Below are 22,515 nucleotides of genomic sequence, written 5' to 3' on the forward strand. Positions count from 1 at the left end.
GTTGTCTAAAATCGAGGGGATAGATTCGCAAATTCCCGTCACCGCGTGGCGAAGTGACGACGGCGTCGCATTGCGAGCAGGCCGGAAGCGGCTGCCACCATCGCCAGCCCGGTCGGCTCCGGCACGGCCGACACGTCCGACAGGCGGCGCGACTCCAGTGCGGTCGCCGTCAGGGCGCCACCGGTGTCACCGATCGTCTTCGTCCCGTCAATGCGGAAGTTGTCCAACAAGCCGACGAACGCGCGGTCGAAAGCGCCGGCGTTGTTGCGGTTGCCGATGATCAGCGCCCCCGTTCCGTTGTTTGTGGTGCCGGAGTTTCGGGTGGCAGTTGTAAGCAGCGATACCGCGGCAGAGGAAGCGCCTGCGGCGGTCGCCTCGGCATCGGTGCGGAAGCCCAGGTAATACTTCACGTTGTTCAGCGTGGCAGTACCGTCGTACGTAATCGCGAAGAACGCCCATTGGTTGTTCTGCGGATAAGAGGCCGCGCTGACACCCGCGTTGCTGCTGTTCACCGAAAGCGTGAGGGTGCTCGTCCCGGGAATAATCTCTTGTTCATTCGGATTGTGCATGATGCGCCCGGTGAGCCCGCCGGTTTTGTACCAGCCGGAGATCGTGAACGACACGAGCCCGTCGATGTTGTCGTTGTCGGCGGCGTGCGAGGCCCGCTGGGAACCGCCCGTGCTGCTGTAGGCGCGATCGATCGACGACTCCGGCAGGCCCAAGCCTCCCGTGACCCCCGTGCCGGCGGCGCTCTGGGTCGCCCCGAACAGAACCACAGGCGTCACATCGCCGCCCGTGCTGGCCAGCGTTTCGAACTTGTACTCCAGAATCGGTGCCGCGGTCGCGACCGATCCTGTGGCGATGACGACAACGGCGGCAGCCGAAAACAGCGTGGACAAAGCGTGACGATTGAACATGTACTATTCCTCTCAACCAATGAATGGGACGACCTGTTGGCGACGACAGGCAAATAATGCCTCATGCCGGCAGAGTCGCCAGCGAGTTTTGCGTGAAACATTCTTGATTTTGCGCAAACAATGGTCGATATAGGATTGGAGGTGACATGGCCAAACCTCTCGTCCACATCGCTGTGTTGACCGACCACGTTGGCACCTATGGCCGGCAGGTGCTGGAGGGCATTGCGCGCTACGCCACCGTCGCAGGAAATTGGAAGCTGATCCTCCGTCCCGAATTCGTCCTGTTGCAGCAGTTTCAGGAGAGCGATTGGACGTGGAACGGCATGATCGTTCAGGCGTTCGAACGATCGCTTGCCAAAGAGGTGGCCGCCCGTGGGGTGGCGGCGGTGAACATCTCGACGATCATGCCCGACCCACCGTTGCCCAGCGTGCTGGTCGACCATGCGGCGGTGGCGCAGATGGCGGTGCGGGACTTGGTGGAACGTGGCTTCCGAGAGTTGGCGTACGTCGGCTTCAATGCGCCGTACTCGGCCGCCCGTGAGGCGGCGTTCGTCGAGGCGGCACATCAAGGCGGTCGCACCGCCCACGTCTGGGTTAGCCCAACGCCCGATCCGGACGAGGCGGTGCTGGGCCAGTGGTTGGCACAACTGCCCAAGCCGGTCGGCATCCTCGGCTGCAACGACCAGCACGCCGCCCATGTCGTCACCGCCGCCACGCGCGCCGGCGTCGCCGTGCCCGAGCAGGCAGCGGTGCTAGGGGTGGACAACGACGAACTGGTCAACCGGATGCTGCGCCCGACGTTATCCAGCATTGCCGTCGCGGGCGAGCGGATCGGCTACGAGGCTGCGGCGCTGCTGGACCAGGTGATCCAGGGGAAGGTCGAGCGTTCGCCGGCGCTGCCGCCCGTCATTATTGCGCCCGTCGGTGTGGTCACGCGACAGAGCACGGACGTGCTCGCCATTGCCGATGCCGATGTCGCGGCCGCGGTGCGGTTCATCCGCGAGCATGCCGGCGACCCGATCCGCGTTGACGACGTCCTCCGCGAGGTGCCCGCCAGCCGCCGGTCGCTCGAGTTGCGATTTCGGCGCGTGCTCGGCCGCAGTCCACTGGATGAGATCGTCCGCGTCCACGTTGAGCGCGCCAAGCACCTGTTGGCCGAGACGGAACTGCCAATGCCGCGCGTTGCGGTCGCGTGCGGGTTTCGGGATGCCAGCTACATGGGCGTCGTCTTCCGCAAACTCACCGGCCAAACCCCAACGAGTTACCGTCAGCTCTTTCGATTAGGTGGCGGTAATCGTTAACGCGGAGGGCAACGTTCGCACATGCAGCGCCTTTGGAAGATCTGCCGAATGTTCTCACATGGCGCGCAGCGAACGGTCGTTTGCCTTGGCGACGGCGGCGCCGATGCCACCGGGGCCGCCACCGGTCACCAGCACTTCAGCCTCAGCGCGATCGAGGTTGCGCGGACAGCGTTACGCTTAGCTTCTATTGACGTTCATTTCGTCCGTTGATGAGGGCCGACGGCGACGGTTATGGTAGGCGCGTTCGCCACGCTTCTGATTGCAATGTTCGCGGCAATTAGTGGGGAAGGCATCACATTTTTCGGTTTTCGAATTCTCGTTTTCCGATCTTGGTTTTGACTGGCTCTCTCCCGTTGACGCGCGCTCGTTGGGTCGAGTGAAATGCGCGCATGACTAACCGCTCTCGCTGCTGCGCCGTGATTTTGGCGATGACTTACATCGTGATGTCGATCACCGTCAGCGCGCCCTCGGCGCACGCGCAGACGCTGCCGCAAGCGAAGGCGCCGATCGGCATGAACCTGGGCGGCATTGCCGATTACACATTAGGCTTCCCGTTCAAGAACCTGATGTGGGGCGCGCGCCCGTGGCTCACGCGCAACGCCGAGGGTGGCGGTCCATTCAACACCGAACTGGCAGGCAAGATTGCGTTGGACCCGGACGGCTATCCGCTTGAGCTGCCCGCGACCATCGAGGGCGCAGACCAGCCGCAGGTCGTGTTCACGATCATTCCCAACGTGGCAGAGCCGGGCCGCTACGTCGTGTTGTACGACGGGGAAGGCGAGGTGACGTCCGCCATGTCGAGTAAGGCGACCGAATCAAAACCCGGTCGCCTCGTGCTGGATTACAAGGGTGCCGCCAATGATGGGGCGTACGAGGGGATCGCCATTGTGCGGTCGACCCGTGGCAATCACGTGCGCAACATCCGCATCGTCCCCGAGGCACAGGCCGATGCGGACCTTGCCGCCAATCCGTTCCGCGACGACTTCGTCGAGTACTGCCGTCAGTGGCACGCGCTGCGATTCATGGACTGGCAGGCCACCAACAACTCGCTAGAAAAGGAATGGGCCGGCCGCAAGAAGCCCACGTTCTACACCATGGTGGCCAGTGGCGGCGACGCGATCGGCCGGTGGGGTCCGCCAGCGTCGGAGTTTGATCAGCTCTTCTCCGGCGGCGTGGCGCTCGAGACCATCATCCAACTCGCCAACATGATTCAGGTCGACCCCTGGGTCTGCGTGCCGCACCGTGCCACGCCTGAGTACATGCGCGAGATGGCGCAGCTGTTCAAGGATAAGCTGGATCCGAAGCTGAAGGTGTACGTCGAGTATTCCAACGAAGTCTGGAACTGGCAGTTCCAGCAGGCCGGTTGGATGATTCAAAGCAAGGAGGCCGGCGAACGCGTGGTAGCCGCCGGTGGGCAGGCGTGGCAGGAGGGGTTGGTTCCAGAGTTCACGCTGGATAACGGTGCGGTCGCCAAGGATGGGGGGACGAACCATCCGGAGCGGATGGGCGCCCTAAGCCGTCGATGCTTTGAACCCTGGGAAGCGGTCTTTGCCGGGGCGGATCGCGCGCGCCTGGTGCGAGTCGTTGGTGTGCAACACGCGTGGCTCGATACTGTCGAGCGGACCGTGAAGTGGGTGATGGCCAACGGTGGCGCCGATGCGGTCAGCCCTGCCGGTTACTTCGGGCCGAACGACGAAATCTACTCGCGCTGGGAGACCGCCGGCGCCAGCCTGACCGCCGAGCAGGTGATCGCGGACATGCGCGAGTCGCTGGAGAAAGATTCAGCCGTCTGGACACGCGCCATCGGGAAGGTCGCCAAGGACGCCGGGCTGGCGTACTTGGTCTATGAGGGCGGCCAGCACATTCAACCGAAGGGGCAGGAGGAGAAGCCGTACATGCCTGCTCTGCGCGACGCGCAGTTCCACCAAGGCATGTACGACATTTACATGGCGAACTTCGCCGTCCACAAGGAGGCCGGCTGCTCGCTCTTCATGGCCTTCAGCAGCATCAGCCGCCAAGGCACGCGATACGGCTCGTGGGGCCATCAAGAGTATTACGGCCAACCCCGCAGCGAGATCCCGAAGTTCGGCGCGTTGATTGATGCAAACTCAGCCAAATAGCGATCGGCCGCTTGCCTTTGAGCAGTCGTATGAGACGCCTAGTCTGAAATGCGCTTGCGTGAGCGTGATGCAGGCAGGGGGCGCAACCTATCAAGAGCAACACCAATGCTACGCATTGACGATCGGATCCCTCACGTCGTCATCCTGAGGTACTCCAAAGGATCCCTTGTTCTTCGACCTGGGGAAAGAAGAGATCCGTGGCAGTATGCCAGAAAAGCTTAAGGGAGTCGGATACGTTCGATGACGGTTGGTCAACGATCCCCCGATTATGATCCAGCACGAAGCCCAGCGGCTTGCGGACGAAACCCTTTCGCCACGTCCAACTGTGTCAACCCGAGCGGAGCAGTAGCGACTCGAGGGATCTCGAACGCCGCGCATTGCTGACGTTGGTGATCCCTCAGGTCGCCTTAGGCTCCCTTCGGGATGGCAATTGCGCGCGAGGCGACAGATTTTTGTCCGCCAGCTTTTCGGTTCCGGCTCCCATCGGGATGATGTTGGCCCAACAGGGGCAGCGCTTTACGTCGCAGATACCCTGTTAGGATGACGAGGCCCTGAGAAGTCGACAGGTCCGGAGATATCAATGAGCTTCTGACGTAGCTGCCGCTATCACGGCACACGGCCCGACGTGCAAGGATGATAGAAGGCCGCTCGATCGCATCAGCGGCGAGCCTATGCCCGTTTAGGCGCAAAAAGAACGCCGGTAGATCTCTCGCCACCACCCGCGGGGCAAGGGATCTATCGGCGTAAGTTGAACGGCATTCGCAACGGGCGGTCGAACAGCACCAGTCGGACGCCGCCGGTCAGTTCCAGAAGCTCCACTGGGTACACGGGTACTTGACGTCAAACCCCTTGATGCCGTTGTACGTCTCGACGTGACCGTCCATGAACGCGACGTTGCCAGCGTTCCGCTTGTTATGGCGGAACATCCATCCCCACTTCACGTAGGTCAAGCCGGTTCCCCAGTTCTCCGTATCGGGCGCGCCGCCCGGGACGCCGCCGACCGTCGTGAACCACTCGCTGTACAGCCCGCCGTCGTACCGCTCGGTGAACAGGATGATCTCGGACGGCGATACCTTACGGTTCCTCGGCCGCATGCGGATTTTATTTACGGCGGCGAACTCGTCTTTTGCCCCGGCGTACAGCGGCTCGGCGGCGGTCCACGCCGGCCGCAGCCACGAGTAGCTCGTCCACCGCGGGTCCCATGACTCGAGTGAGTTGTTGGGGTTAGCGTCCGACGGGCACAGCATGAATGCTTGTTTCTTCCGCTCGGTGGGGTCTTGGTCGACCGCCCTGTTCGCGTACGCCTGCAACTGCGTGATGGCCGTGCGGAAGTTCTGCCGTAGAGCGTTGTGGCCCCACGTACCGTCGGTACGCTGGCCGCAAAACTGCGCGGGAAGATAGCCCTTGTAATCGGCAGCGTAGGTCTCGGCCATCAGGAGCAACTGCCGCATGTTGCTCGCGCACTGAACGGTTCTAGCCGCCTCTCGGGCCTTGTTCAGGCTCGGCAGCAGGATGCTGATCAGCAACGCGATGATGCCGATGACCACAAGCAGTTCCACCAGCGTGAAGCCGGTGATGCGAGACCGTTTTGATTTGAGAGGCGACGCCATGTGATGCTCCCTTTTGACGGGTGAAGTGGTTCTCTAAGCAGTGCGAGATGACGAGGTGCAGCGACGCCGGCCAAAGGCGAAAAGGCCGGGGCCGATGAGGATCATCGCCCCCGGTTCCGGCACTGCTGCCACGCCGGCATCGGGATGGGTCGAAACGACGTCCCAGATCGTCTGCTGAAGCAGGTTGATCGTTTCGGCAGAGATGTTCGAGCGCGCCGGGTCGTCGGCCATGCCCGGCAGGTCGAAGTTGCCGCTGCCTGTGTAGGCGGTATAGGGCTGCGTCCAGGTGGTGGGGATCGTCATGCCCGCAGGGTTCTGCTTGTAAAGCGTGGCGAAGAAGGTGCTGCCGGTGATGAACGAACCCAGATTGCCGAAGTGGATGCCGTCGCCGTACAGCGCCGACACGTCGCTAAGGCCGGGGATCGATCCCGCCTTGGCGCGCTTGTCGATCTCGTACAGCACGTCGCCCACGGGCACCATGAGCACGCGCTTCGTCAGTTGCTGGCCATGGTCTTCACGGGCGCCGTCGAGCAGTTGCTTGAAGTAGTCGCGGGTCTCGTTCGTGTTGTCCCACCCGCCGGTGTACTTGCGGTCCCACTGTTCCTGGTAGTTGAACGGCTTGTAGCCGGTCACCTTGTCGTTCGCATCCTTGAACTCGGCGCGGCGCGGCCAGCGGGAGTAGATGTAGACCTGCGCGTCCTTGTTGTCCGGGTTCTGCAGGGCAAGGTCAACGTAGCGGCTGACCGTGGCGCGGTCGCCAAACCCATCGTCCTGCGTCATCAGCCGATCGAACGGCTGAAGCGTGATGACGTCCCACTTGTGGTTGACGAACGCATTGTTCGGCGCGCCGTAGGCCGCCTCGGTGAAGCCGGAATCCTGGTTCTTCCATAACCATTCCAGTGGCGCGCCGGGAATCATGTGGCGGCCCATCGTGTATTGACCGCCCGCCTGGGCGGCCAGACTTCCGAGCCCACTATAATTGATCGTGTCGGTAACAGAATTACCGACGTGGTACACCTTCAGTGAAGGTGCCGCGGCCTCGGCCGTGGTGGCCGCCGACAAGGCGGCGGCCACCACGCCGCTTGCGATCATCGAAAGGGATTTGCTGGACAACATCATCGGTGCCAACTCCTAAGTGTGCCTGACCAATCGACCGCGATGCACGCTAGCGCGACCGACGACGCAGCGCCAGCAGGCCGGCGAGTCCGAGCCCGGCGATCGAGGTCGGCTCTGGCACCGGGGCGGCATCGCCGACGGCGGTCCAGGTGTCGGCGGTGAAGAAACTCGACAGTGAGCCAGAGCTTGGGGCCGTTGCCCAATCCTCAGCGGTGAACGTGACGGACGCATCCCGTATGAAGCTCGCTGAATTCGCGTTGACAAGATTGAGGAATGCGTCTGGCGTGCCTTCGGTATCCGATTTCGCATTGGCACCGTAGAACAGGTCAACACGAGTCTGGTTCCAATTCAGATCGACGATTTTTACAACGAAGTCGAACGTCTCTGAGCCGGCAACGGTGGTAGTGTGGTCACTCGCCGTGCCGTCAAATCGCCAGTTTGTACCGCCACTCGTCTTGTGGATTCGGATGCCGTTTAAACTTCCACCCTCCGGTCCGGACCGAAGGAGGTTCAACGTCAACGAGCCGCCCCATTGCGGATTGTCGTTGGGCGAGTAATTGAGCGTCCCACCGATATACCGGGTTCGTGTAGCGTCCGGACTGCCACTGTCCGGGTCGGTGAACTGTCCCGTAGCCGGGTCCAAAGGCGTTGTGGCAGACTGGGTGACGCTCTCACCGCCCGTGGTAGAAAAGCTGGGCGCAAAACCCGGGTAATACGTTACAGCGGCGTCAGCTGCGCCGGTCGACAACAACAACGTGCAAGCAATTGTCCCAAAAGCAATTCGCGACATCTATTCTCCCTCGAAGTGGAAGGCCAGCATTCCGATGCTGTAGCCCTTAGGCCGTACTATCCATCACGTTCCCCAAAGTTCCAATTCACTTTCCCAACTGTGTTTTTCCACTTTTCGACAGAGCATGGTATATTTGCATGTCCAGTGAGGCTCGTACGATGACGAATCAGCGACCCATCTCCGTTATGGCGGCCGTGAGTCTCGGCGTACAGGCACCCCACGTGGCCGGTGTGCTCGCGGGGATCAACGCCGTTGCCGTGGCTCGCGGTTGGGTCCTGCACATGTACGATCCGGGCCAGTTTTTGCGGCCCGCAATGATCGACCACAAGCCGGACCTCATGGTGGCAGTGATGACCGGTGATCTGCCGGAAGAGCTGCTCAATGGCAGTTCGGGCGTGCCATTGGTAGCGGCAGGACTGGACCTGTCAGACAGGGGGGTGGTGTCCGTGGACGTCGACGACGAGGCGGCCGGAGAGTTGGCAGGCCAGCACTTGGCCTCGCGCGGGTTGCGAACGCTTGCCGCGTTCGGTTTCTGGCAGCATGGGTGGGCACTTCGTCGCGTGGTCGGCTTCCGCAGGGCCGCGATGAACGCCGGCATCCCTTGCGTGGTCAGTGGATGGCCAGATGTCACCACTGACCCCCCGATCGGCGACGCGGGCCTTAGCAAGCCGATCGAGATCCGGGCGTGGCTGCTTTCGCTGCCGAAACCGACGGGCATGATGATTTGCTGCGACGCGTGGGCTCAATTGATCACCAATCAGGCGCGCTTGGCTGGCATTCGGGTGCCGGAAGACCTCGCGCTCGTTGGGATCGACAATAACCCCCAGGTCTGCGAGCTGATGCACCCACCCCTGTCGAGCGTGGACATCCCATGGCGGCGCATCGGTTACGACGCTGCGCAGCTTGGCGAGCGGTTGCTGAGGCGGGAGTCGATCGACGTGCGCCGCATCGCGCTGCCACCGGCGGGCGTTGTCGCGCGACGCAGCAGTGATGTGCTGGCCGTGGACGACCCGGACGTGGCCGCGGCACTGGCGTTCATTCACGCCCGCGCCGACCGCCCCGTCACCGTCGCCCAGATCCTTCGCCACGTGCCGGTGTATCAGCACCGGCTCGAACGGAAGTTCAAGCAGTTGGTCGGCCGACGCATGCAACAGGAGATCCGGCGCGTCCACGTCGAACTAGCCAAGCGCCTGCTGACCGCCACCGACCTGCCGATGCCCGACGTCGCCGTGAAGAGCGGTTTCGCCAACGCCAGCAAGCTGTCGGTGGCCTTCCGCACCGAGACCGGACAGACGCCGAGCGACTTTCGCCGTCGCTTTCGTCTCGCGCCACTGTAACAGGGCCGGAGTCGCGCTCATTCTCGGTACGCAGTTGTGATGCAGCGTAATCATGCAGAAATGCAGATGTTCGAATCAGACTTAGCATCGTTGGCGCGTGCGGCGGAACTTCTATCCAATTCTAGGGCCGGGCGCAAGCGGACATACTGATTCTCCAGGGTACACAAGACCAATCTGCCGGCGGATCTCATCCATAACCTCCATGCGCTCTATAACTTCAGAACTGGGGAGGAGCGGGCTCTCGGTGAGGCCCAGGCGAAGGCAGCGCATCGTTTCGTTCGCTTGATAACAGCTCGCAGGCAGTGGGAGCTTTGGCTCGACGGTCAGTGGCTCCTGTCCATTCCGAAGCAGTGTGGCCCCGTGCGCCCAGGTGAACTGTTCAACATGAATTTGACCTTCGGTGCCGATGATGCACCCGCGGTGGGGCGTGCGGGTTCGGTTGGCGCAAGACAAGACTGCTAACCCGCCTCTGGGATACTTCAACACCATGGCGGCCTGCTCGTCGACGCCGGTGGCGCAAAGAGTGCCTTGGGCGGAGATACCGATCGGCCCGAGCCCCAAGGCCATCGTAGCGAATGCCAGGGAATAGCATCCCACGTCGAGCAGACAACCGCCGCGTCGCTCCATAGAGAAGTGCCGCTTCTCGGGATCCCACTCCGTGCAAAACCCGAAATCGGCGATCACCTGCCGCACGTCACCGATCTGTCCTTCAGCCAGCCAGCCTGCCATCACGCGGGCGGCGGGCAGGAAGCGAGACCACAGCCCCTCCATGCAGAACACGCCCTTCTCCTTCGCCAGTGCGATGACCGCCTTGGCCTCGTCCGCGTTGATGGTGAACGGCTTCTCGACGAGCACTGCTTTGCCCTGACCGATGAGTTCCAACGCATGCTCCGCGTGGAATTGAGGGGCAGACGCGATGTAGACGGCGTCGACGTCCGGATCCCTCGCCAGCGCCGCCACGCTGTCATAGCAGTGAGGCACACCGAACTGGTGGCCAAAGGCATCGGCGCTGGCCTGAAAGCGCGACGCGACCGCGATGACTTTCGCGTCGGGTAGCGCAGCCATCGCCTTCGCAAATTCCTTGGCATAGCCGGTACCAACAATGCCCCAGCGAGTGATCGGTTGAATCATATGGTTGAAGGTGCGTTGGACAGATGGCGGTGCCAACAAGTTATGCCGATATCCGGGCTACAGGTCTTGCGAACTGGACGTTCCGGACGATATAGCTTTAGCCTGCCGGCCGTAAAACGGCCACGACTCTGTCGAGCCACCTGCTCATTGTGCCCCGGGTTTCACGCCAGCCAATGTCACTGAGCGCAGGAATCTCTCTCGTTTGGCGCACCCAATGAACGGTGTGGAACGTGCTGGGGGCGCGGCGGCAGGGTTGCGTTCGCAGGGCATTCAAACATCCAGGGATATTGGCCAGTTCGCCAGCCCGGGCGTTGAACAGACCGATCAATCTTTTACTGCGTAGAAGAGGTTACATCATGAATCCGTTACAGGGCGCGTTGCGTGTGGGTGGCCCGGTGTTCGTGAAGACCGACGATCCTGTTGAACTCGCACGCGCGCACCGCGACGCCGGGTGGTCGGCGGCCCTCGGTCCACCGATTGACCCCGGCGACTCGAGCCAAGCCCGCCGGGTGCGAGACGCTTTTGCAGCCGTGGACGTGATGTTGGCGGAGGTTGGGGCCTGGGGCAACATGATCTCACCCGACACCGCGCGGCGAACGGCGAGCCTCGCGAAGGTGACGCGCAAACTCGCCGAGGCCGACGCGCTGGCTGCGCGGTGCTGCATCAATTACCTGGGGACGCTCGATCCCGACACCGACTTCGGTCCGCACCCCGCTAATCTGACCCCCGATGCGTTCGACCTTGCCGTGGAAACGATTCGCGCGGTCATCGATGCCGTGCGTCCGACCCGAACGAAGTTCTGTCTGGAGATGATGCAGTGGATCATTCCCGATAGCGTCGAGATCTACGCAGATTTGATTCGCGCCGTCGACCGCAATGCGTTTGCCGCGCACGTGGATCCAGTGAACCTCGTGCTCACGCCGCGTCAGTACTTTGATACCGGAAAACTCATACGCCATGCCTTTGCCGTACTTGGTCCGCACGTGGTCAGCTGCCATGCGAAGGACGTCGTGTTGCGATACTCCCTTGGGCTGCACATGGACGAGGTGCCGCCCGGCAAGGGCGCGATGGATTACGTGACGTACCTTCGCGAGATCCGCGAACTGGGGCGAGACGTCCCGTTGCTCATCGAGCACCTGGGCTCGGCCGAGGAGTATGAACAAGCCCGCCTGCACTTGGCGGCATGTGATCGGCCGCACTGACACGACGCGCCGTAGGCTCGTTCCGTCATCGGAAGCGGTAATGCTTGCGATACTCGCCAGGCGTCGTGTTCAGCCGCCGCTGAAACGCGCGGTACATTTGCAGGGCGGTCGCAAATCCCGACGACCTGGCGATGTCAGGCGCGCGCAGGTCAGTCTGAGCGAGCATGCGCTTCGCACGCTCGATCCGCGCGTGCTCAATCTCGTACATCACCGTTCGCCCCATGACGCGCTTGAATCGGATCTGCAGCGTCCGGCGGCTGAGGCGGGCGGCGTCGGCGACGTCGTCGTAGTCGATCTGGTGTTCGGCGTTCTCGTGGATGAAACGCATTGCGGCAATGATGTCCGGATCGCTGACTGCCTGCAGGTCGGACGACGCGCGGGTCACCACGCCGGTAGGGGGCAATAGGATCGGGCCCGAGGGTGGCGCCTTCCCCCGCATCAACTGGTCGAGCAGCCGCGTCGCCTCGAAACCGATCTGCTCGGCCGGCACGTCGATGCTCGAGATCGGCACGAACGACTGCGTGCAGGCCAGCTCGTCGTTGTTCACGCCAAGCAACGCCGCCTCCTGCGGCACGTTGATGTCGGCCTGAACGCACATGTCGCTCAAGTGTCGCACCATCCGGTCATCGGCGCCAAAGCCGGCGAAGGGTTTGGGCACTTCGCGCAACCAGCCGATGACGTACTCGTCGTAGTCGGCTGAATGCATGCCGACGAAGTTCATGCGATGCACACGGTGCCCGGCCGCCTCCACCGCTTCCGTGAACGCTGCTTCTCGAAGTTCGGAGTAGACCGCCTCACGCCTCACGATGTAGACGAAGTGTTCGTACTGCCGCTCGAGAAAGTACGCCGCCGCCATCGCGCCGATCGCGTGGTCATCCGGCGCCACCCGTGGCAAATCTGCCGCCTCCGGAAGGACGCGGGTTGTATCCACCACCGGAAAATCCTTGGTCCGCAGGTATTCCAATTCGCGCGGCGCAGTCAGATGTGTCAGCGCACCTCGGATCTGAAAGTTCTCGAAGAGCCATGGCGAAAACGACTCGACGAACAGCCACCGTTTCAGGGGAAACGTGTATCGGATAATTCCCCGGATTACGCCGCGCTCATAGTGGTAGTCGGGCGGAACCAACATCGAGATTCGGTCGACTTTCATCCAATGCACCTCTGGCCTTTGATCCTACGACCTCTTTGCGCCAAACGATAGACATTTCTGCGCAGGACGACATTGGCTGCTGAAATTTATGAGTAATATTATGAGGGTTGAAGGGCCGGTCCCCACGGGGCCGTCGCGCGGTGTACGCAGTCGCTGAGACCGCCCTCGGTACACCGCCGCGTCCAGATGCTGGAGTCTTCGATTCGCAGAGAACGCACCGTTGTGACGGTGTTCACTTGTTCGATGGCGAAGGTGGCCGTCAACCGTCCTGTCCGTTTGATGACGCTGCTGATGTCACGTGTGTGGCAGGCGGAGTCGGTCTACCTGTTTTCCCTTGGAGGAAGAATGAATCGCTTCTTGTTGTGTGCCGCGGCCGTTTCCGTTCTGTCCGCAAGCACCGTTTCGATGGCGGCTTTTACTTACGACTTTAACGCTGGTCAGACAGACTTTACTAACAACTTTAGCGCGACTGGCAACAACTCAGTTCTCCCAACAAACGGGCTGTCGGGAGGCGGTGGCCTCGATCGTACAACCGGCGGCGGCGCGTACGTCTACTATAAGACGTCGCTTGGACAGTTCACTACAGCCGGTCAAACGGCTTCGCTCTCCTACTACTTCCTTGGTTCGGCAAACAACACTGCTGGCGTGAATGACTTCCTGGGGTTCTCGACCAACATTGCGAACGGGAACCCGACGTCGACGAACAACACGAACAATATTGTGGCTGGTGTGAAGGCGCAGCTCGTCAATAACGCACTCGTGAACAGCGCGTATTCCAACACGTCGTCGCGGATCGAAACCAGCAACAACAGCGGAAGTGGGCTTGTTGCCACGGCCGGTCCCACGACGTTCACCCTTCCGGTTAATGGCACCAGTCCTGCTCAGTGGTTCTATCAGACGCTCTCCCTGACGTACAACGGTAGCGGGAGCTTCGATGTCGCCACCTCGCTGCACAACTCGTCCAACACCGGTGCGATTGGTACGCTATTGGACAGCTACTCCGTCACGCGCACGGGTCTGACTTCGCTCGAAAACGCCCCGATCTACGGTGGCTTTCAAGTCTTCAGCGGCAGCAATTCGAACATTCGCGCTGGCGCCGCAGACAACTTCACCGCCAACGAGATTGCTGCGGTCCCCGAACCAACTTCCCTGGCCGCCCTCGGCTTGGCCGGGCTGCTGGGTCTGCGCCGTCGCGCTCGGTCGATGTAACCGATCTTACTCTTCAACTAACGGACGCGATGGTCAACGCTGTCGCGTCCGTTTTCGTATCCCGCCTGCCTGCTGGAGGAGTGACCATGCGCCCAGGTTCTCGCACCCCATTTTCTTGGGTTCGCCGGCTGGTCGACCGCCGGGTTGCGGTCTGCGCGGCGGTGGCGTCCGCCGTGTCGGCGGCGTCGCTGGTACAGGCTCAGTCCACCAAATTCACGTTCACCCAGATGGACTTCTACGACGGCGCCCCGTTCCTGGGCACCGATGCGCTGGCCAGCGACGGTGAGGTCCGCACGAGCTTCCGCGCCGTCGCCGTCCAGGCGGTGGCCGTGCCCGAGCCGTCGTCGCTCGGGTTGCTGTGTGTCACCGCTGGCGCGCTCTTGCGTCGCGGTCGCCGCGCGACGCGTTGAACCCCTCGCAGAAGGACACCCATGATGCGATCCCCACGCCGCCGTACGACCGCCGCCACCCCCGCTGGGCGTTTGATCGAGGAACTGGAGAACCGGCTACTGCTGACGACGTACTACGTCTCGACCGCTGGCGTGACGGGCAACGCCGGCACGTCGATCGACGCGCCGATGCGCACGATCCAGGCCGCCGTAGACGCCGCGATGGCCGGCGACACGATCCTCGTACGCGGCGGCACCTACCGCGAGACCGTCACCACGCCGCGTTCGGGCACGGCGCTGGCACGCATCACCATTCAGAACTACGAGAACGAGGTCGTGACCGTCAACGGCACGGACGTCATCACCGGCAGTTGGACCTCGATAGGCAACGAGGTCTACCGAGCGCCGATGGCGTGGAACTATCAGTTCGAGAACCACAGCACGGCTTACAACTCGAATCAGGTGTTCCACAACGGCCAGATGATTGAGCTGGCCCGCTGGCCCAACCAGACCAGCAGTGACGTCGTGATGCCGACGCTGGCGAACGCCGACAGCGTCACGATCGCCAATGGGCAGGTCACGTTTCACGAGGCCAGCTTCACCGACAACCCCGCCCGCTGGGTGGGCGCCAAGATCTGGGTCAACCTGGCCCGCAACGACATGGACGGTCAGGGCCAGACGGGCACGGTCGTCGCGGCGGCCAACGGCAGCATCACGGTCAGCGGCATCGACACGCGCGGCGGCAACCAGCCGTGGGGCGTGGGGACCGGGACCGAGTTCTACCTGTTCCAGCCGACGCTTGCCGCGCTGAACAACACCGGCGGCATCATGCAGGGGCTTGACCGCGGCGAGTGGTTCCTCGACACCGCTGCACAGCAGCTCTACGTGCGCACGCCCACCGGCGCTGCCCCGGCGGCCGATTCGATCGAGGCGAAGCGCCGCACCTATGGCTTCAACCTGGACGGCGACAGTCACCTGAGCGTCAAGGGCATCAACCTGTTCGGCACCTCGCTGACGACCGACAACCTCGCCGCCAACCGCAATGGCTCGCCCGGTGGCGTAGCGGCGGCCAGTAACATCCTGATTGACTCGATGAACGCGCGGTACGTGTCGCACCTCACCGATCAGACCGGCAACTACCAGATGCAGTGGCAGCAGAAGTCCGGCCTGATCCTCAGTGGAACCGCAATCACGTTTCAGAACGGCGACGTCCGCTACAGCGCCGGGGCGGGCATGAGCGTGATCGGCCGCCAGCACAAGGTGCTGAACAACGTCTTCAAGGATCTGAACCTGAGCGCCAGCGAAGCAGGCATGGTCAACTTTGGAAAGACCTACGACGGTGGCGGCCCCATCATCAGCGAGGACCACGAGTTCGGTTACAACACGCTCTCGCACTCGCCGCAACAGGGCATCAACTTCCGGGCGCTCAAGAACAGCACCAACAGCCCGAACGACGTGCGGGCCCGCATCCACCACAACGTGATTCACGACGTGATGCTCCGCAGCGCAGATTCGGCGGCGATCGACTCGTTCGGCGTGAACCACCAGTACGTGCGCATCGATCACAACGTCATCTACAACGTGACGGGCGGGCGTCGGTACGGGATCTACTTCGACTACTCCAGTGGCGGGATCGTCGACCACAACGTGGTCTACAACGTGACCCGCCCGGTCAACATCAACTGGAACACGACCGGCGCGCAGAACATGCGGATCTTCAACAACGTCGGCATCTCCGATCTGCCACAGGGAGCGGGGCTGGACACCGGCAGCACCTCCAGTGAAGGCAGCATCATCCGCAACAACATCTGGTCGAACGGCATCTGGGCCGGCGGATGGAATGGTGGGGTGGACACGCCACTGGCCGGCGCGACGGTCAGCCATAACCTGGTGGCCAGCAACTCGCTGTTCGTCGATTCGACGAACGCAAACATGGCACTGCGGAACTACCAGCTGAAGAGCACCGCGGGCGCCGCGATCGACCAAGGCATCAGTGTGGCGCCATACGACGACGACCCGCTCGTCGGTCCGCCTGACATCGGCGCGTACGAGTACGGCGTTGCCCCCTGGGGCGCCGGTGCCGGGCAAGTGACGGTCCCCTCGTCGTGGATCATCGGCGGTGTCGCCTACCGCGACGGGAATCGTAATGGCACGCGCGACGCGGGCGATCCACTGCTGGCCGGGCGCAGCGTCTACCTCGACCTCAACGGCAACGGCCTGCTTGACCCTGCCACCAACCGATCGTTCGCCTACACCGGCTCCGCGGTCGCGATCCGAGACAACAGCGTGTCGACGGCGACGATCACGGTGCCGGCCAACTCCGGTACCATCTCGAGCCTGCGCGTGACGCTCAACATTGCCCACACTTGGGACAGCGACCTGCGCGGGTTCCTGGTCGCGCCCGACGGCACCACCGTCGCCCTGATGGCCGCCAATGGGGGGAATGGCGACAACTTCAACAACACGGTCTTCGATGATGCGGCCGCCACGCCGATCGCCAATGGCGTCGCGCCGTTCACCGGTACCTTTCGCCCGACCGGCTCGCTGGGGACGCTCGACGGGAAGGTCGCAGCCGGCACGTGGACGCTGCGCATCGAGGACTCGGCCAGCGGCGACATCGGAACGATCAACGCGTTTTCGATCGCCTACGGCACGGCCGCCGAACCGGCGACGACGACTGCGGCCGACGGTTCGTACGCGTTCTACAACCTCGGCACCGGCTCGTACACGGTGCGCCAAGTTGTGCCGTCGGGGTGGTCAACCGTCACGCCGTCAAGCGGTGGTTACGTCGTGGCGATGACGGCTGGCACGTCGGTCCTCGACCGCGACTTCGGCAGCTATGAAAACAGCACGCCCACCGTCGCGACCGCGGCGGCGGTCGCGCCCAACCCACCGACCGCCGCCGCGGCCGCGGCGTTGAGCGTGCTGGGCGCCGACGCCAACGGCGCGGGCAACCTGACCTACGCGTGGTCGGTCACCGCAAGGCCGACAGGCGCAAGCGACCCCGCGTTCGGCGCTAGCGGCACCAACGCCGCCCGGTCGACCAGCGTCACGTTCGCCGCCGCCGGCAGCTATACGCTGAGGGCGACGATCACCAACGCCGCCGGCGCGTCGGTCACGTCAGACGTAACGGTGACCGTCAACGCCCCCACCCCGCCCGCGCCCACGGTACAGAGCCTGAGCGTCAACGACGGCGTGGCCCAGCGCAGCATGGTGACGCGGATCACCTACGTCTTCAGCACCGCCGTCACCCCGGCCGCTGGCGCGTTCACGCTCACCCGCCGCGGCGACGGCCAATCGGTGTCCCCCGTCGTCACGAACCCCGCCGGCGACGGACGAACCTACGTCCTGAGCTTCGGCGGCACGGGCATCGTCGGCGGCAGCCTCGCCGACGGCGTCTACGACTTGGCGGTGGTCGCCGCCAAGATCACCGATGTCCACGGGCAGGCGCTGGCCGGCGGCGGGGGCAGCTTAGCGTTCCACCGGTTGTTCGGCGACCAGGACGGCGACCGCGACGTCGATACGGTCGACACCGCCCGGTTTAAACAGGCCTCGGGATCGCGCGTCGGTGACGCCGCGTACCGCTCCCACTTCGACAGCGACGGCGACGGCGACATCGATACCGTCGACACCGCCCGCTTCAAGCAACGCATCGGCATCCGTTACACCTATTGAACCGACGACCCCAAAGGACCAGAACTATGAAGACCTTCCTCACCGCGTTCACTACGGCCTCGCTGGCCACCGCCGTTGCCGCGCAAGCGGGCCTGCTCTTCTCCGCCGGCGTGCCGGTCGCCGACGTGGACATCTCGGGCGGCCCGGTCACGATCACCGTGCCGCTCTACATCGAGCAGACGAGCCCGACGACCAGCATCTCCGGCGTGGGCCTCTACTCGGTCGGCTCGGCCGTCACACGCACCGGCGGGTCGGCGACCCTCACCGGGGCCGCGCGCTTCGACGCGAACTTCGACGACGCGGGCTTCAGCTCCGTGAGCTTCACGCCCACCAGTGCGCTGCTGAAGGTGCAGCGCGACGAGGTCGGCGGCCTGAGCAATGCGTCGGGCAAACTGCAGTTCGGGACGCTCAGCCTCCTCCTGAGCAATGTGGGCACGTCCACCTTCACGCTCTCGGACAACGACCTCGACGCCGACGACACGCTCGACGGTAACATCGACCCGTTAGACGTTTTGATCAGCAACTCGGCGTTCAGCGTCACCGCGGTCGTGCCGGAACCGGCGGTGCTTTCGTTCACGCTGCTTGCGGTACCCGCGCTACTACGGCGCCGCCGTGGACAGTGAGGCCCCCATGCACCGGCCATCGCCGCGCGCCTACCTTGACGCCGGTAATGAGCGTCACGAGGCTTGACTGTTGGCTTCTGCTTTACCTTAAAATCGCCTTCAATCGGCTCCAGAACGACGTGACGTCCATCACGCCGCTCTGGCGCTGCGCTTGATCGCCTGACGTGCGGTCGGAATGACGACATGCCTACCACGATTGAAATGAACAGCAAGTTGACGGCCGGGGCTCACCTCGAGTGGTGGTTAGAGGCACGGTTCGGCATGAGCCTTCACTGGGGGCTGTACTCCATTCCCGGCCGCGGTGAGTGGATCCGTTCCGGCGAGCGACTGTCGGTGGAACAGTACCAACCCTACTTCGACGCATTCGCGCCCGACCCCGGCTGCTGTCGGGAGTGGGCTCGCCTCGCGCGCGAGGCTGGGGCGAAGTACGTCGTACTGACGGCCAAGCACCACGACGGCTTCTGCTTGTGGGACAGCAAGCTGACGTCCTACACCTCCATGAACACGCCAGCCGGCCGGGATCTTATTCGCGAGTACGTCGATGCGCTTCGAGCCGTGGGGCTGCGCGTCGGCTTGTACTACTCGTTGGTCGACTGGCATCATCCGGACTACGGCCTCGTCTATGGCGACCGACAACACCCATTGCGGCACGATTCCCAGCAGCGCGAGCTGGACGCGAAGCGCGACTGGTCACACTACGTTCGCTACCTGCACGGGCAGGTCGAAGAGCTGATGACCCACTACGGCACGATCGACGTGCTGTTCTTCGACTTCAGCTACTGGGACTTCGCCGGCGAGCAGTGGGGGGCAGGCGACCTGATGCGCACGGTGCGCCGGCTACAGCCCAACATTGTCGTGAACGATCGGCTGGGTGGTGAAGAGATCAAGGCCGCGACGCCGGCGGCATGGGTGGGGGATTTCGACCACGCCGAGCAGAACATCCCACGCGAGCCCGTCGTGGATGCCCGTGGCTGTAGGGTTCCGTGGGAGGCATGGCTCACGCTGACCAACAGCTGGTGTCACAGCGAAGGTCCTTCCGACTACAAGTCGGCTGCGACCGTGGTGCGGTCGCTCGTGAACTCCGTGAGCAAGGGTGGGAATATGTGTCTGAACGTCGCGCCGGACGCGAAGGGACACTTGGCGAAGGAAACCGTGGCGATCCTGCAGCAGGTCGGCAAGTGGATGCGAAGCAACGGCGAGAGCATCTACGGTTGCGGACCAACCGCGCTGTCGAAGCCGGACTGGGGACGGTTCACGCTGTCGAACGACGGGCGGCACCTTTATGCCCACCTGCTCGAACAACAGATTGGGCACGTTTCGCTGGCGGGGCTGCGTGGCTGGGTTGAACGGCCGCTCGTGCTGGCGACGGGGAAGCCGGCATTGCTGGGTAACTATTGGAATCCCGGCGTGCAGACGTTCGACTCGCCCGATGACGTGTTCCTGAATACCGCTGCCCCCATGCAGGCCACTTGGCCGCTGCCGGACGAGACCGACACGGTCATCCGTTTTGACGTGGTGCGCGATCCGGAGCGCCGTCAGCAGATCGTTCAGGAGATGCAGGCCGAATTCGACCGTGCAATGCGGCGCGTGCCGTTCGAATGAACGGGACAACGAGCGGCTACGTCGTCGCTCGAACGGCACGCGGTTGGATCATTGTGCGCAGTCGATCACGATCGTCTGTCCGGCGGAAGTCGGGATGCGCGCCACACTTTGCTCGCTGCGCAACGGCTCGTCGCCGATTCGGCACTGGCCGAGACCGGCCGTCGCCAACACTAATTCTTGGCCTTGGACGCTCCTGATCCGTACCTGCGTGATGGCAGCCTCGCGCACGGTGACGCCGCAGAGGAACGCGCCTTCGGTCAGCAAGCCGTCAAACTCCAGTTCGCGCCAGCCCTTCGGCAACCCGGCCGGCAGGAGGTGGATGACTGGCTCGCCGGTGGACCAGCGGCATTGAACCAGCAGTTCGCAGACGGCGGTCACCAACGACATCGCCGCTTCCATCTGCATGATCTCGTAGTTCGTCGACGGATCGCGGCGGAAATTGCGCTGCCCGAACCCACCATCGCTGAACGCGCTGGTGCCGGCGAAGTCGCCGTTGTGCAACGTGCCGTAACCCTCGTTGCAGAACGCGTACGCCCACCACTTCAGCCACAGGATCGCCGGGGTCGCCAGCCCCATTCGGGCATAAATAATGCTCGCCCATGGCACGCACCATCCGGTCCACTCACCAGCGCCAATCCACGTCCAGTGACCGATCGTATTTGCAACCGCGCGGTTGTGACGCTCGTCGAATGGGTCGATAGTGCAGAACGGCCACAGGCCCGCGAGGTGCGCGTGGTGTCGATGGCTCTTGGTCAGGTCGTGCCCGTCCCACAGCGTGATGCGGCGTTGGTCGGCCCGGTGCGGGTCAGGCATGCTGGCGTAAGGCGGCAACCGATCGAGGACCGCTTGCCACCGCGGATCCAGGTCGCGTCCGAGCACGCGCGCTGCACGTTGCAGCAGCTGTGCGGTCATGTGCGCCGCGGCCATCTGGAAGCTCGAGTCACGACCCCACTGGCCGGCCATCGTGTGGTCGCGGTGATATTCGGGACTGACGCTGACCGGCAACGTCAGCGAGCCGTCCGGCTTCTGTTCAAACATCACCCAAAAGCCTTCGAACGCGCCCACCATCAGCGGCCAGGCGATATCGCGCAGCACCTTCTCGTCCATCGTATGGCGATAGTGCAGCCACGCCATCTGCGCAATCCACGCCGTGCAGGCGTGGTCGATCGTGCCTGCCCAGAACGTCCCGATGACGTTGCAACGGTCGTCAACGGCGTGCGGCAGCAGCATCGCGCCATCGCGCTCAAAGAAGCGCTCGCCATATTCGCGCAGTTTGGGAAACCACGATGTCACCATCGACCAGAGTGGCCCCATGTGCTCGGGTCGGTTGCTCGGCAGGCACGCGCTGTACACGAGCTGCACATTGATGTTGAAGTGGTAGTCGTTGCTCCACGGCGGGATCTGGTAATCCTCCATGAAGCAACCCTGCAGCGTCGCCGCCTCTGCGTGGGGCGGATTCAGACCAGCCTGTTTGTACAGCCCGAGGTCGAGGTAGCGCTGCAGTTCCACATCGGGAATCTGGATCTGCGGCACGGCCTTCCAATAACTTGACCACCACGCCTCGGCGTCGCGTCGCACGGCGGCGACGTCCGCTTCCTGCACGCGGGCCTGAACGATCGCCCGCGCATCGGCGCCGAGCGCGCTGCCCAGCAGTAACGACCCCTTCGTTCGCTTCCAAGCGACAGCCAGCGGTTCATCGTCCGGCAGGCATTGGATGAACCCGCCACTGTACTTCTCGTTCCATTTTTCAGGACGTGGCATGCCTCGATCCTCCAGCCGTTCTCGGGTGGTTTCGAAGGCTGGAGTGAGGGTGACGACCGCTCCATCGAGCAGCCCGGCCGTGTCGGACTTGAGCCACGCGATTTCGTCGGTCGGGTGCAGGCCGATGCGAAGGCGCTGAGTCTCATGCCCGCTTCGCAGTTCGAGCGATACCTCGGCCGTCGTCACGTCAAGGGACGCGCGCAGGGGTTTGAAGCCATTTGCAAACGTGATCTCCAGTCGGCCACCGCCGTACTGGCATGGGCGGTCGGGCGACGCTTTTGGCTGATCACGACCGAACAGGCGATCGAGCCCTGCGGCGTCGTCCGTCTGCAGCAGCGACTTCACCTCTGCGAACGTCGCGCGGTCCAGTACCGGATTGGCTCCGCGATGGTCCCAGAACCCCGCGCGGGCGATCGTGATGCAGAGCGTGTCGGTCCCCCAGATCAGGAGACCCATTGTGCCGTTGCCAAGCGGAACTCCCGCATGTTGCTTCTGGATCGGGTAGTACCACTCGACTGATGATCGTGATTGCATTGTGCCTACACCTGGAAATGTTCGATGAAGTATGAGCGGTTAATCAGG

The 22,515-nt window shown here is 63.2% G+C and carries 16 protein-coding genes; 9 read left to right on the forward strand and 7 right to left on the reverse strand.

Annotated features, from left to right (window positions below; genetic code table 11):
- Nucleotides 1–38: 38 nt before the first annotated feature.
- Nucleotides 39–917, reverse strand: coding sequence for a PEP-CTERM sorting domain-containing protein (locus VGN72_03690; protein HEV7298442.1), 879 nt, complete (start codon nucleotides 915–917; stop codon nucleotides 39–41).
- A gap of 146 nt (nucleotides 918–1,063) precedes the next feature.
- On the opposite strand from VGN72_03690, the gene VGN72_03695 reads away from it, so the two are divergent.
- Nucleotides 1,064–2,218: a DNA-binding transcriptional regulator gene (locus tag VGN72_03695; GenBank protein ID HEV7298443.1), complete on the forward strand. Its 1,155-nt coding sequence runs from the start codon at nucleotides 1,064–1,066 to the stop codon at nucleotides 2,216–2,218.
- 389 nt (nucleotides 2,219–2,607) lie between these two features.
- The gene (locus VGN72_03700; GenBank protein ID HEV7298444.1) at nucleotides 2,608–4,338 is read left to right on the forward strand and encodes a hypothetical protein; all 1,731 of its coding nucleotides are present in this window, start codon (nucleotides 2,608–2,610) and stop codon (nucleotides 4,336–4,338) included.
- 800 nt (nucleotides 4,339–5,138) lie between these two features.
- On the opposite strand, the gene VGN72_03705 is transcribed toward VGN72_03700, so the two are convergent.
- Genes VGN72_03705 through VGN72_03715 form a run of 3 tightly spaced genes read right to left on the reverse strand, consistent with a single transcriptional unit; the run spans nucleotide 5,139 to nucleotide 7,854 of the window.
- Nucleotides 5,139–5,948, reverse strand: coding sequence for a DUF1559 domain-containing protein (locus VGN72_03705; protein HEV7298445.1), 810 nt, complete (start codon nucleotides 5,946–5,948; stop codon nucleotides 5,139–5,141).
- Nucleotides 5,949–5,981: 33 nt separating this feature from the next.
- Nucleotides 5,982–7,067 carry a hypothetical protein gene (locus tag VGN72_03710; GenBank protein ID HEV7298446.1) on the reverse strand — a complete coding sequence of 362 codons (1,086 nt, stop codon included), beginning with the start codon at nucleotides 7,065–7,067 and terminating at the stop codon, nucleotides 5,982–5,984.
- 46 nt (nucleotides 7,068–7,113) lie between these two features.
- Nucleotides 7,114–7,854, reverse strand: a complete 741-nt coding sequence (locus tag VGN72_03715; GenBank protein HEV7298447.1) for a PEP-CTERM sorting domain-containing protein — start codon at nucleotides 7,852–7,854, stop codon at nucleotides 7,114–7,116.
- Nucleotides 7,855–8,012: 158 nt separating this feature from the next.
- Here VGN72_03715 and VGN72_03720 point away from each other — a divergent pair, with 158 nt between their 5' ends.
- The gene (locus VGN72_03720) at nucleotides 8,013–9,191 is read left to right on the forward strand and encodes a substrate-binding domain-containing protein (protein ID HEV7298448.1); all 1,179 of its coding nucleotides are present in this window, start codon (nucleotides 8,013–8,015) and stop codon (nucleotides 9,189–9,191) included.
- Nucleotides 9,192–9,302: 111 nt separating this feature from the next.
- Here VGN72_03720 and VGN72_03725 read toward each other — a convergent pair whose 3' ends face one another.
- Nucleotides 9,303–10,322: a Gfo/Idh/MocA family oxidoreductase gene (locus VGN72_03725; protein ID HEV7298449.1), complete on the reverse strand. Its 1,020-nt coding sequence runs from the start codon at nucleotides 10,320–10,322 to the stop codon at nucleotides 9,303–9,305.
- A 356-nt stretch (nucleotides 10,323–10,678) separates the two neighbouring features.
- Between VGN72_03725 and VGN72_03730 the strand changes: the two genes are divergently transcribed.
- Nucleotides 10,679–11,524: a TIM barrel protein gene (locus tag VGN72_03730; protein ID HEV7298450.1), complete on the forward strand. Its 846-nt coding sequence runs from the start codon at nucleotides 10,679–10,681 to the stop codon at nucleotides 11,522–11,524.
- A gap of 25 nt (nucleotides 11,525–11,549) precedes the next feature.
- On the opposite strand, the gene VGN72_03735 is transcribed toward VGN72_03730, so the two are convergent.
- Nucleotides 11,550–12,674: a substrate-binding domain-containing protein gene (locus tag VGN72_03735; protein HEV7298451.1), complete on the reverse strand. Its 1,125-nt coding sequence runs from the start codon at nucleotides 12,672–12,674 to the stop codon at nucleotides 11,550–11,552.
- Nucleotides 12,675–12,896: 222 nt separating this feature from the next.
- On the opposite strand from VGN72_03735, the gene VGN72_03740 reads away from it, so the two are divergent.
- The 5 genes from VGN72_03740 (at nucleotide 12,897) to VGN72_03760 (ending at nucleotide 20,172) form a co-directional block, all read left to right on the forward strand.
- Nucleotides 12,897–13,883 (forward strand): PEP-CTERM sorting domain-containing protein, encoded by a 987-nt coding sequence (locus tag VGN72_03740; protein ID HEV7298452.1) that lies wholly within the window; start codon nucleotides 12,897–12,899, stop codon nucleotides 13,881–13,883.
- Between the two features lie 86 nt (nucleotides 13,884–13,969).
- Nucleotides 13,970–14,293, forward strand: a complete 324-nt coding sequence (locus tag VGN72_03745; GenBank protein HEV7298453.1) for a PEP-CTERM sorting domain-containing protein — start codon at nucleotides 13,970–13,972, stop codon at nucleotides 14,291–14,293.
- A gap of 21 nt (nucleotides 14,294–14,314) precedes the next feature.
- Nucleotides 14,315–17,947 (forward strand): proprotein convertase P-domain-containing protein, encoded by a 3,633-nt coding sequence (locus tag VGN72_03750; GenBank protein HEV7298454.1) that lies wholly within the window; start codon nucleotides 14,315–14,317, stop codon nucleotides 17,945–17,947.
- Nucleotides 17,948–17,973: 26 nt separating this feature from the next.
- Nucleotides 17,974–18,570, forward strand: a complete 597-nt coding sequence (locus tag VGN72_03755) for a hypothetical protein (GenBank protein HEV7298455.1) — start codon at nucleotides 17,974–17,976, stop codon at nucleotides 18,568–18,570.
- Nucleotides 18,571–18,753: 183 nt separating this feature from the next.
- Entirely contained in the window at nucleotides 18,754–20,172 is a 1,419-nt protein-coding gene (locus VGN72_03760; protein ID HEV7298456.1) for an alpha-L-fucosidase, read from the forward strand.
- 48 nt (nucleotides 20,173–20,220) lie between these two features.
- Here the strand turns inward: VGN72_03760 and VGN72_03765 are convergent, their stop codons facing one another.
- Nucleotides 20,221–22,467 (reverse strand): hypothetical protein, encoded by a 2,247-nt coding sequence (locus VGN72_03765; protein HEV7298457.1) that lies wholly within the window; start codon nucleotides 22,465–22,467, stop codon nucleotides 20,221–20,223.
- Nucleotides 22,468–22,515: the final 48 nt, after the last annotated feature.

Source organism: Tepidisphaeraceae bacterium (assembly GCA_035998445.1).
In the GTDB taxonomy this organism is placed as follows: Bacteria; Planctomycetota; Phycisphaerae; order Tepidisphaerales; family Tepidisphaeraceae; genus DASYHQ01.